Source organism: Ruegeria sp. YTSC003 (genome assembly GCF_059609785.1).
Window position 1 is genome coordinate 176,806 of sequence record NZ_JBXWMK010000009.1, and the last position, 9,724, is coordinate 186,529.

Below are 9,724 nucleotides of genomic sequence, written 5' to 3' on the forward strand. Positions count from 1 at the left end.
GTGCTTATGCTGCCGCGGCCAGTTGGGCACGCGTGGCTGCAATTTTCAGCGCGGCTTGAGCGGCTTCGCGGCCTTTCTCTACAAAATGCGCCCGGTAGATAGCATTGTGGTGATCGGTTTCCTGATACTGGTGCGGCGTCAAGGAAATAGACAGGACCGGTACCCCTGTATCCATGCCAGCACGCATCAACCCATCGACAACGGCCTGAGCCACAAAATCGTGCCGGTAAATACCGCCATCCACGACAAACGCCGCGCAGGCGACCGCGGCGTAGTGACCGGTCTGGGCCAGATCGCGGGCCAGCAGCGGCATTTCGAACGCGCCGGGGACGTCAAAAACGTCAACCTGATCGGCGGGGATGAGTTCCAGAAACCCTTCTAGGGCTTGATCAACGATATCGGAATGCCAGTTGGCTTTTACAAAAGCATAGCGGGTGTGTGTCATCATGATCTCCTTTCGCAACAGACACGTCACCCAAGGCGATCACGGGCAGGCGCAAGCTAGGGCCGACGCGCTGCACGTTCTCTTTCATCCGGACTGTAACCGTCGGCTCTGGCATCTCACCAGATCTGCTGACACCCCGCACACCGGGGCCGCTCGCGGGCTTACGGATCATCGCCCGCATACCGCCGGTGGGGAATTTCACCCCGCCCTGAGAACGGGCGGACCTTGCCAAGGTGCGGCCGGTTCTGCAAGAGATTTCGCAGGAGGACAGCCATGCACCCCAATCCAGCCTTCCGCGCAGAAGAGACTGCGCGCCACATCGCCTTTGCGCGTGACCGCGCGTTTGGGGTTCTTGCGGTGTCGACGGATGAGGCACCGTTGATTAGCCACGTGCCGTTTCTGCTGTCTGAGGATGGCACGCTGGCCGAGCTGCATCTTGTCAGATCGAACTCGATCGTCCGCATGCTGAAAGACCCTAAACCAGCCAGAATCGCTGTCACCGGGCCAGATGGCTACGTATCTCCGGATTGGTACGGGATCGCCGATCAGGTTCCGACATGGAACTATGTCGCTGTGCATCTGATCGGTCAGTTAGAACAGCGGCCGCACGCGGAGTTGCTGGACCTGTTAAATCGCCAGTCCGCCTTTTATGAGGCACGCTTGCTGCCTAAACCGCCTTGGACGACCGGCAAGATGAGCCAAGACGCGTTGGATAAGATGATGCGCATGATCGTGCCGTTTCGGTTTCGCGTTGACGACATTCAAGGCACCTGGAAGCTAAACCAGAACAAGCCCGATGCAGCCCGCCTGAGCGCGTCAGAACATATCGCAAACGACGGGATCGGGTCCGAGCTTGATGCTCTGCAAAAGTTGATGAGAGGGTGAGGTTGGCGCACCAATTGACGGGTTTTGTTTTGCATTGGGTGATGTAGAGTTCCGGCAATTCAGGGAGATCTCTTATGAAACTCTATTTTAGTCCCACTTCGCCCTATGTCCGTAAGGTTATGGTTTTGTTGCATGAAACAGACCAGTTGCAGGATGTCGAACTGCTGAACGTTGCAACAACGCCAATTTCCCCGGCCGAGCCGCTATTGGCCAAGGCTCCGCTGACAAAAGTGCCCGCATTAGAGCGCCCAGATGGACCGACCCTGTTCGACAGCCGTGTTATCTGTGCGTTTCTGGACGCGCGCGGGCAGGCCGGTCTTTATCAGGACGGTGCCCGGCATTGGGATGTGCTGACGCTTGAGGCGCTGGCGGATGGTATTCTGGATGCGGCGTTGCTGATCACCTATGAGGCTCGGATGCGGCCCGAAGACAAGCAATGGGAGGGCTGGGCCGATGCGCAATGGGACAAGATAGAACGCGCTTGCGCCGCGTTGAACCAGCGGTGGATGGCGCATCTGTCCGGACCGTTGGATATGGGGCAGGTCGCGGTGGCCTGCGCGCTGGGCTACGTCGATTTCCGTCACGATGCGCGCGGGTGGCGCAGGGGAAATGATGCGCTGGCCGCATGGTACGAGAAGTTTGTCGAACGCCCCAGCATGGCCGCAACGCAACCGCCGGCCTGATCGGGGATCAATGCGCTGGTCGCTCTGATGGCAGAACGACCAGCGACAGACATCACTCGTTGAATGTCGCCAGATAGGCCGCGATGTCATCGGCGCCCTTTTTCAGTTTGACGCTCATGTTTGGGCGCGCGGTTTCGTCATCCAGATATTCCTGGATAAATGCGATCGGGTTTTTGGAATACGTGGCGATATTCTCTTGTGTCCAGACCAGCCCTTTCTGACCGGCGCGGATCATGTCGTCGGTGAACATTCCGATGGGCAAACGTTCGCTTCCGTTCAGGTAATCTGACTCGGTTCCTGCGACGCGACCGACGACGCCGTAAAGATTCGGGCCAGTGATGCCGCCTTTGACCAGAACTTGGCCATCTTTGATGATTGCGTGGCAAGAAGAGCAGCGATTGTAGAGTTTTTCGCCTTTCGCCGGATCACCGGCCGCTATCGCCTGAAAGGGCACGGTCAGTGCGAGGATTAGGGTTGGTGCAAAGAGCTTTGACATGAGAGACGTCCTGCAGAGATTGGGATTTCCCGCATTTCGATCATTTGCGTTCAAAGTTCAATCGAAATCAAACGCGGCTAAGCCTTTGTAAAATATCTATTTTTAACTCAGATTTTCTACATCGATATGCCCTGTTGAAAAGGCGCGTCTTGCTACGTCGGGCGTCACCGTAAATTCGAGCTTAAGTCAAAGGTATCGGTACATATAGGTCGTCGCGTGACGGGACTTTCCGTCCGGGTCGAATGCGAAATCGGGGATGACACCTGCCGGTTGAAACCCGACAGACCTGTAAAGGGATTCCGAGACGTCTCCGGTGCGCGTGTCGAGTGTGATGAGTGTCTTCCCGGCTTCTTGTGCAGATTTCAGGGCCTCTTGCATCAGGGCCTTGCCCAAACCGCGACGCCTGGCATCAGGGTGAACGATCATCTTCGAGATTTCTGCCCGGTGGGGCTGATTTGGGGGCATGGCAAGCAACAGCTGGACCGTACCGATCATGCGACGCTGATAATATGCGCCAAACAAGTGCCGCTCGCCTGTTTCGATGGCGGGTTTGACGTCATCCGTCCAGAACCGCGCGGCGCTGTCATGGTCGAGCGGCATCATGAAGCTGATCGCGGCACCATCGGCAACGCTGTCAACAAGCGTGCGGCACAGGTCTGTCAGATTGTGGTCGATATCCGTCGGGGTAAGGCGGAAGACGTTGGGTGTCTGAACGGTCATGACAATGCGATCACGTAAGTGCAGGGACTATGGGTCGTTTCAAATACGGTTTCGCCAAATAAAATATACCGCAGGCAATCCCCTTGTCGAAGGTCATAAGCTTTCCTCTCGACCGTGATTTCGATCTGCCCGGACAAGACATACAGGTGATGCTCTTGCCCCGGAACTGCGGGTGCATCATAGGCGATGCGCTGCCGCGCGGTCAGGGTTCCTTCGATCAATTCAACCGAAAGGTGCCCACTGGGGGGCGAAACGCTGCGACGTTGAAACGCGCGCCCACGATCCGTCCAGAACGGCTGGTCGTGCCGCCGGACGATCGGTTGGAAACTTTGCTCCAACGGGGTAAGTAGCTGAGAGATCGGTACTGCATAAACCGTTGCCAGACGGCCTAGCGTCTCGGCGGTCGGGCTGACTTCGTTTTTCTCGATCCGTGACAGGGTGGCGCGACTTAGACCGGTTCTTCCAGCCAAAGTATCGAGGGTCATGCCGTGCTGCTCTCGCAATCCACGCAAATGCGTGGCCAGTTTGTCAGAGGTGGCTTCCATGGAACTTCTCATATACGGAAATATTCCCGAATATGACGAAAAGTTCAAGATGGGCGGATCGGCATTCTGTAAAACCTTTTGGGGCTGGGTCGGTTCTGCACCGTTCTATCCCGCCGGAGCGAATCGAATCACATTTGGAAAAGCCGGGGGACCGGAGTGTTTTTGCCAAAAAACAGGTCCGTATCTTGAAACTTTCGCCTCTCGTTGTGACATGAATGCCCTGTTGTGGTGCACTGCGCGCCTATGACCGCTGGACGAACCGAATTCTCCCGGATAGATAGCCGCGATGAGACGCCGCTTTGATGCGGTGCTGATGCATGTTTGCTCGGGTCACCCCCGGGCGCCGGAATCGGAGAAAACCTCGTGTCCCACGCAGAAGACCACGAAGGCACCCGCAGAGATTTCCTCTACTACGTCGCAGGCGGCGCAGGTGTCGTCGCGACGGGTGCAGCCGTATGGCCCCTGATCAATCAAATGAACCCATCGGCAGACGTTCAGGCGCTGTCCTCGATCCGCGTGGATGTGAGCGGCGTTGAACCCGGTACGCAGTTGACCGTGAAATGGCTGGGTAAACCTGTGTTTGTCCGCCACCGCACCGGTGCCGAAATTCAAGAAGCGCAGGAACAGGACGCCGAAGGCGTTGATGCACTGCCTGATCCGCTGGCCCGCAACTCCAACCTGAACGCGGACGCTCCGGCAACCGACGCCAACCGCGTGATGCCGTCGCCCGAGGGCGAAGCGCCGGGCGCGTGGATCGTTCAGATGGGCGTATGTACGCACCTTGGCTGTGTGCCGCTGGGCGATGCTGGCGACTTTGGCGGCTGGTTCTGCCCCTGCCACGGATCGCACTACGATCTGGCCGGACGTATCCGCAAAGGTCCCGCACCTGAAAACCTGCCCGTTCCGCCCGCTGAGTGGACCGACGCCAGCACCATCAAACTCGGCTAAGGGAGACCCAAACTTATGTCCGGAATTCCCCACGATCATTACGAGCCGAAGACAAACGGCGAGAAATGGCTGAACAGCCGCTTGCCCATCGTCGGCCTGATTTACGACACCATCATGATCCCAACCCCCAAAAACCTGAACTGGTGGTGGATCTGGGGCATCGTCCTGGCGTTCTGCCTGGCGTTGCAAATCGTCACCGGTATCGTTCTGGTGATGCACTACACACCGCATGTCGATCTGGCCTTCGCCAGCATCGAGCACATCATGCGCAACGTGAATGGCGGCTATATGCTGCGCTACATTCACATGAACGGCGCGTCGCTGTTCTTTGTTGCGGTCTACATCCACATCTTCCGTGGCCTGTTCTACGGCTCATACAAAGCCCCGCGTGAGATCACGTGGATCATCGGTATGCTTATCTATCTGATGATGATGGGTACTGCCTTCATGGGCTATGTTCTGCCTTGGGGTCAGATGTCCTTCTGGGGTGCGACCGTGATCACCGGCCTGTTTGGCGCGATCCCGTTTGTGGGTGACGCGATCCAGACCTGGCTGCTGGGCGGACCCGCGGTGGACAATGCCACGCTGAACCGCTTCTTCTCGCTACACTATCTGCTGCCGTTTGTTATCGCGGCTCTGGTCATTGTGCATATCTGGGCCTTCCACACCACCGGCAACAACAACCCCACGGGTGTTGAAGTTCGCCGCACGTCGAAAGCCGATGCCGAGAAAGACACCCTGCCATTCTGGCCGTACTTCGTGATCAAGGACCTGTTCGCTCTGGCCGTGATCCTGGTCGTGTTCTGGGCCATCGTCGGCTACATGCCGAACTATCTGGGCCACCCGGACAACTACATCGAAGCCAACCCGTTGGTAACGCCAGCACACATCGTTCCCGAATGGTACTTCCTGCCATTCTACGCGATCTTGCGCGCCTTTACCGGTGAAGTCTGGGTTGTACAATTTGCCAGTTTCATCACCGGTGGCATCGTTGACGCTAAGTTCTTTGGTGTGATTGCGATGTTCGGTGCGATCCTGGCAATGGCGCTGGCGCCCTGGCTGGACACGTCGACCGTGCGTTCGGGCAAATACCGCCCGATGTTCAAATGGTGGTTCTACCTGCTGATCATCGACTTCTTTGCCCTGATGTGGCTGGGTGCGATGCCCGCGGAAGAGCCCTATGCGACCTTCTCGCTGATCGCGTCCGCCTACTGGTTCGCCTATTTCTTCGTGATCCTGCCGATCCTGGGTGTCATCGAAAAACCGCTGCCACAGCCAGAGACCATCGAAGAAGACTTCAACGCGCATTATGGCAAGGCTGACGCTGACGCCACGCCGGCCGAGTAAGAAGAGGGACCGGAAACATGTTCAAGAAACTTGCAATCGGTGCCGCGTTTGCTTTGGCCCTTACCCCTGCTGCGTCCTTCGCAGCAGGTGGGGGCGAGCAGCACATCGAAGACTTCCACTTCTCGTTTGAAGGCCCCTTTGGCACCTGGGATCAAAACCAGCTGCAGCGCGGCCTTCAGATCTATACCGAGGTCTGTGCAGCCTGCCACGGCCTGCGCTATGTGCCTCTGCGTGATCTCGAAGCGCTGGGCTATTCGGAAGAAGAAGTCATCGCCTATTCGGCAGACAACTTCGAAGTGTTCGATCCCGAGCTGGACGATTTCCGTCCGGCCATCCCGACCGACCACTTCCCGGTCAATGACGGTGTTGGCGCACCGGACCTGAGCCTGATGGCCAAGGCCCGCGCCGGATTCCACGGGCCTTATGGTCTGGGCATCAACCAGTTCTTCAAAGGCATGGGTGGCGCGGAATACATCGCCTCGCTGCTGGACGGCTATACCGGTGAAGAAAAAGAAGAAGCAGGCACCATCCTGTATGAGAACAAAGCTTTCCCCGGAGGCTGGATCTCGATGGCGCCCCCGCTGTCCGAAGATCAGGTTGAATTCGCCGACGGCCACCCGGCCACTGTCGAAGCCATGTCCGAAGACATCGCTGCCTTCCTAATGTGGACCGCCGAGCCAAAAATGATGGAGCGCAAGTACTCGGGCTTCGTCGGCGTGCTGTTCCTGTCGCTGTTGTCGGTGCTTCTGTACCTTGTGAACAAGCGCCTGTGGGCAGGTGTCAAAGGTAAGAAACGAGACTGAGTTTCACAGCCCCGCAATGTTTGAACCCCCGCGCCATCGGCTGCGGGGGTTTTATTTTGTTGCAATCGGTCAGGGCGCCAGATGAAGGAGGGATCAGGCTTGTAGCTGCGTGCCGGTGGCACCTGTGATTGTTGCCGTCACAATCTGCCCTTCGGCCTGCGGTGCCTCAAAATCGACCTCGGTGAATTGTTCGGTGCGGCCCATATGCGGGTTTTCCATCAGGATGTGATGGGTTTTGCCAATTTGGGTCTGCAGGTGTTTTGTGACCTGCGCCTCTCCGGCCGCGCGCAGGCGGGCGGCACGGTCCCTGATGATGTTCCCATTCACCTGCTGCGGTATGCGGGCGGCCGGCGTGCCGTCGCGTTTGGAATAAGGGAACACGTGCAGCCAGGTCAGATCGCAATCCGTCACCAGTTTCAGCGAGTTTTCGAAATGATCATCGGTTTCGGTTGGGAAGCCTGCGATGATATCAGCGCCAAAGGTCATCTCGGGGCGCAGTTTACGGGCTTCTTCAGTAAAGCGGATGGCGTCATCGCGCAGGTGACGTCGTTTCATCCGCTTCAGGATCAGATCGTCGCCGTGCTGCAAGGACAAGTGCAGATGCGGCATCAGGCGAGATTCTGTCGCGATGGCGTGCATCAGATTCTCATCCACTTCGATCGAGTCGATCGAGCTGATCCGCAGGCGTGGCAGATCGGGCACCAGTTTCAGAATGCGCATCACCAGATCACCCAGCTTGGGTTGCGCCGGTAGATCGGCGCCCCACGAGGTCAGATCAACGCCAGTCAGGACGACTTCGTTATAGCCCCGATCCACCAACCGCTTGATCTGATCCACCACAACACCTGCTGGGACGCTGCGCGAGTTTCCACGGCCGTAGGGGATAATGCAGAAAGTGCAGCGATGGTCACAGCCGTTTTGGACCTGAACATAGGCGCGCGAGCGGGTGCCAAAACCGTCGATCAGGTGGCCTGCGGTTTCGGTGACGGACATGATGTCATCGACCTGCACCGTCTCGGTCTGGCCGATAAAGTCCGCCGCCATGCCTTTCCAGGTCTCGGGCTGCATCTTCTCGGTATTGCCAATGACCGCGTCGACCTCATCCATTCGAGCAAAGGTGTCAGGCTCGGTCTGGGCCGCACAGCCTGTCACGATCAGCCGCGCGTCAGGATTTTCCCGCCGTAGCTTACGAATCTCTTGCCGGGCTTTGCGCACCGCTTCTGCCGTGACGGTGCAGGTGTTCACGATCACCGCGTCGGTGAGTCCGGCCTGCGCCGACAGCTCTTTCATCGCCTCGGTCTCATAGGCGTTCAGGCGGCAGCCCAGGGTGGTGAACTTCGGCGCGCTCATGCCAGTGATTCCAAAAATTCCGGTGTCAGTGTGCCCGAGAACACGTGACAAGTGGGCCCGGTCATCCAAACGCCATCGTCGCGCCAGTCGATCCAGATCGTCCCGCCGTCCAGCTCAATTTGTACTTTGCGCCCAGTCAGGCCGCGACGCGCAGCAGCAACGGCCGTGGCGCATGAGGATGATCCCGAAGCCAGGGTGATGCCTACGCCACGCTCCCACACGCGCATGCGGATGTGGTCCGGTGCAATGATCTGCGCAATTTGGACATTGGTACGCTCAGGATAGAGCGGATGGTGCTCGTAACGCGAACCAAACTCGGTCAGAGGGATGGCTTCGGCATCGTCGACAAAAAAGGTGCAATGCGGATTGCCCATCCCGGTGGCCGTCGGCGCTCCCTCGATGGGCAGTTCCAGTGTGTCGACTTCCTCAGACAACGGAACCTCGTTCCAATTTAGTTGGGGGTGCCCCATATTGACCGAGGTCAGGCCGTCTCCGGCGTCCTTGGCGTAAAGAGTGCCGCGTTCTGTCGTCAGTGTCAGGTCGGATCTATCCGATTCCTTCATCAGGAAACGGGCGATGCAACGGGTGGCATTTCCACACGCAGCCGAGGTGGATCCGTCCGAGTTGTAGAACACCAAATGTGCATCCGCTTCGCCGTTCTCGATGACGGCGAGCTGATCGAACCCGACCCCGAATTGACGGTGCCCGATTCCCTGCGCAAGTGCCGGACTAATCCACGCGGCAGACGCGCGCGCGTCCACAATGACAAAGTCATTGCCCAGCCCGTGCATCTTCATGAAGGGCAAACCAGTGTTCTGTAATCCTTGCATGGCGCGCATATAACCCTGCACCCGAAAGGAATCCACCCTGCGACGCAGATTCCTTAAAAAAGGGGGTTGACCCCCCAGCGCCACCTGCCTAATTAGGCCGCCTATCGGGTCGCCGGAAACACTGATTACTCTGGCGATACGAGGTGCAAATAAGGTCTTGAACCCGGTCGGGAAAATGACTTAAAGAGCGCCACGGATCTACAAGATCCAGCAAAAGAGTGGGCCGTTAGCTCAGTTGGTAGAGCAACTGACTTTTAATCAGTGGGTCGCAGGTTCGAATCCTGCACGGCTCACCACTTTTTTCAAAGGGTTAGCAAGAATAGGCGAGATTTTCTCACGCCTACAGCAACCACCTAGCAACCACGCGGCATAGATTGACGTAGAAATGTGTAGAAAACCGTTTCGTTGAGTGTGTGGATTCCCTCTTTCAATGAATCCGCAAGGTATTGTTATTCTGGCGCTTTTTGACATTTGGAAGAGTTTTCGGTACACTGACACTGTACAGAGCGGCAACTGACTGTCGCGTGCAGCTTCCAAAAGAGCACACATAGTTTGAACTGCTACGCTGAGAAAAGCGAAGCTGTGTCCGCTTGTACTGTCCGTCGTCAGGGATTTTGGGACAGATGGCGCTCTGATCTAAGAGAGGATGTGGCTCATCTGGTTGGTTTGATT

Annotated in this window: 12 protein-coding genes, 1 tRNA gene and 1 riboswitch; of the genes, 7 read left to right on the forward strand and 6 right to left on the reverse strand. The window is 57.4% G+C overall.

Annotated features, from left to right (window positions below):
* Nucleotides 1-4: 4 nt before the first annotated feature.
* Nucleotides 5-445 carry a 6,7-dimethyl-8-ribityllumazine synthase gene (locus AC2FFH_RS17110; protein ID WP_496844897.1) on the reverse strand — a complete coding sequence of 147 codons (441 nt, stop codon included), beginning with the start codon at nt 443-445 and terminating at the stop codon, nt 5-7.
* A 72-nt stretch (nt 446-517) separates the two neighbouring features.
* A riboswitch (FMN riboswitch) is annotated at nt 518-665 on the reverse strand.
* Nucleotides 666-718: 53 nt separating this feature from the next.
* On the opposite strand from AC2FFH_RS17110, the gene AC2FFH_RS17115 reads away from it, so the two are divergent.
* Complete coding sequence (locus AC2FFH_RS17115; protein WP_496765768.1) at nt 719-1,330, forward strand: FMN-binding negative transcriptional regulator; 612 nt, start codon at nt 719-721, stop codon at nt 1,328-1,330.
* A 74-nt stretch (nt 1,331-1,404) separates the two neighbouring features.
* Nucleotides 1,405-2,013: a glutathione S-transferase gene (locus tag AC2FFH_RS17120; protein WP_496765766.1), complete on the forward strand. Its 609-nt coding sequence runs from the start codon at nt 1,405-1,407 to the stop codon at nt 2,011-2,013.
* 52 nt (nt 2,014-2,065) lie between these two features.
* Here the strand turns inward: AC2FFH_RS17120 and AC2FFH_RS17125 are convergent, their stop codons facing one another.
* The 3 genes from AC2FFH_RS17125 to AC2FFH_RS17135 all read right to left on the reverse strand — a co-directional run bounded on the left by AC2FFH_RS17125 (nt 2,066) and on the right by AC2FFH_RS17135 (nt 3,774).
* The gene (locus AC2FFH_RS17125; protein ID WP_496765761.1) at nt 2,066-2,509 is read right to left on the reverse strand and encodes a c-type cytochrome; all 444 of its coding nucleotides are present in this window, start codon (nt 2,507-2,509) and stop codon (nt 2,066-2,068) included.
* A gap of 186 nt (nt 2,510-2,695) precedes the next feature.
* Entirely contained in the window at nt 2,696-3,229 is a 534-nt protein-coding gene (locus tag AC2FFH_RS17130; RefSeq protein ID WP_496765758.1) for a GNAT family N-acetyltransferase, read from the reverse strand.
* Nucleotides 3,226-3,774 carry a helix-turn-helix domain-containing protein gene (locus AC2FFH_RS17135; RefSeq protein ID WP_109313713.1) on the reverse strand — a complete coding sequence of 183 codons (549 nt, stop codon included), beginning with the start codon at nt 3,772-3,774 and terminating at the stop codon, nt 3,226-3,228. The genes AC2FFH_RS17130 and AC2FFH_RS17135 overlap by 4 nt, the downstream gene beginning before the upstream one ends.
* On the opposite strand from AC2FFH_RS17135, the gene AC2FFH_RS17140 reads away from it, so the two are divergent.
* The 4 genes from AC2FFH_RS17140 to AC2FFH_RS17155 all read left to right on the forward strand — a co-directional run bounded on the left by AC2FFH_RS17140 (nt 3,773) and on the right by AC2FFH_RS17155 (nt 6,872).
* Nucleotides 3,773-4,021, forward strand: a complete 249-nt coding sequence (locus tag AC2FFH_RS17140; RefSeq protein WP_496844899.1) for a hypothetical protein — start codon at nt 3,773-3,775, stop codon at nt 4,019-4,021. The genes AC2FFH_RS17135 and AC2FFH_RS17140 overlap by 2 nt on opposite strands.
* Nucleotides 4,022-4,137: 116 nt before the next feature.
* Complete coding sequence (gene petA, locus AC2FFH_RS17145; RefSeq protein WP_058272711.1) at nt 4,138-4,722, forward strand: ubiquinol-cytochrome c reductase iron-sulfur subunit; 585 nt, start codon at nt 4,138-4,140, stop codon at nt 4,720-4,722.
* Between the two features lie 15 nt (nt 4,723-4,737).
* Nucleotides 4,738-6,069, forward strand: a complete 1,332-nt coding sequence (petB, locus tag AC2FFH_RS17150) for a cytochrome b (RefSeq protein WP_108860628.1) — start codon at nt 4,738-4,740, stop codon at nt 6,067-6,069.
* A 17-nt stretch (nt 6,070-6,086) separates the two neighbouring features.
* Nucleotides 6,087-6,872, forward strand: a complete 786-nt coding sequence (locus tag AC2FFH_RS17155; protein WP_496844900.1) for a cytochrome c1 — start codon at nt 6,087-6,089, stop codon at nt 6,870-6,872.
* A gap of 93 nt (nt 6,873-6,965) precedes the next feature.
* Here the strand turns inward: AC2FFH_RS17155 and mtaB are convergent, their stop codons facing one another.
* Both mtaB and dapF read right to left on the reverse strand, forming a co-directional pair.
* Nucleotides 6,966-8,222 (reverse strand): tRNA (N(6)-L-threonylcarbamoyladenosine(37)-C(2))-methylthiotransferase MtaB, encoded by a 1,257-nt coding sequence (gene mtaB / locus AC2FFH_RS17160; RefSeq protein ID WP_496844901.1) that lies wholly within the window; start codon nt 8,220-8,222, stop codon nt 6,966-6,968.
* Nucleotides 8,219-9,061, reverse strand: a complete 843-nt coding sequence (gene dapF / locus AC2FFH_RS17165) for a diaminopimelate epimerase (protein ID WP_496844903.1) — start codon at nt 9,059-9,061, stop codon at nt 8,219-8,221. Before dapF ends, mtaB begins: the two co-directional genes overlap by 4 nt.
* A gap of 211 nt (nt 9,062-9,272) precedes the next feature.
* Between dapF and AC2FFH_RS17170 the strand changes: the two genes are divergently transcribed.
* Nucleotides 9,273-9,348, forward strand: a tRNA-Lys gene (locus tag AC2FFH_RS17170).
* The last annotated feature ends 376 nt before the right edge of the window (nt 9,349-9,724 follow it).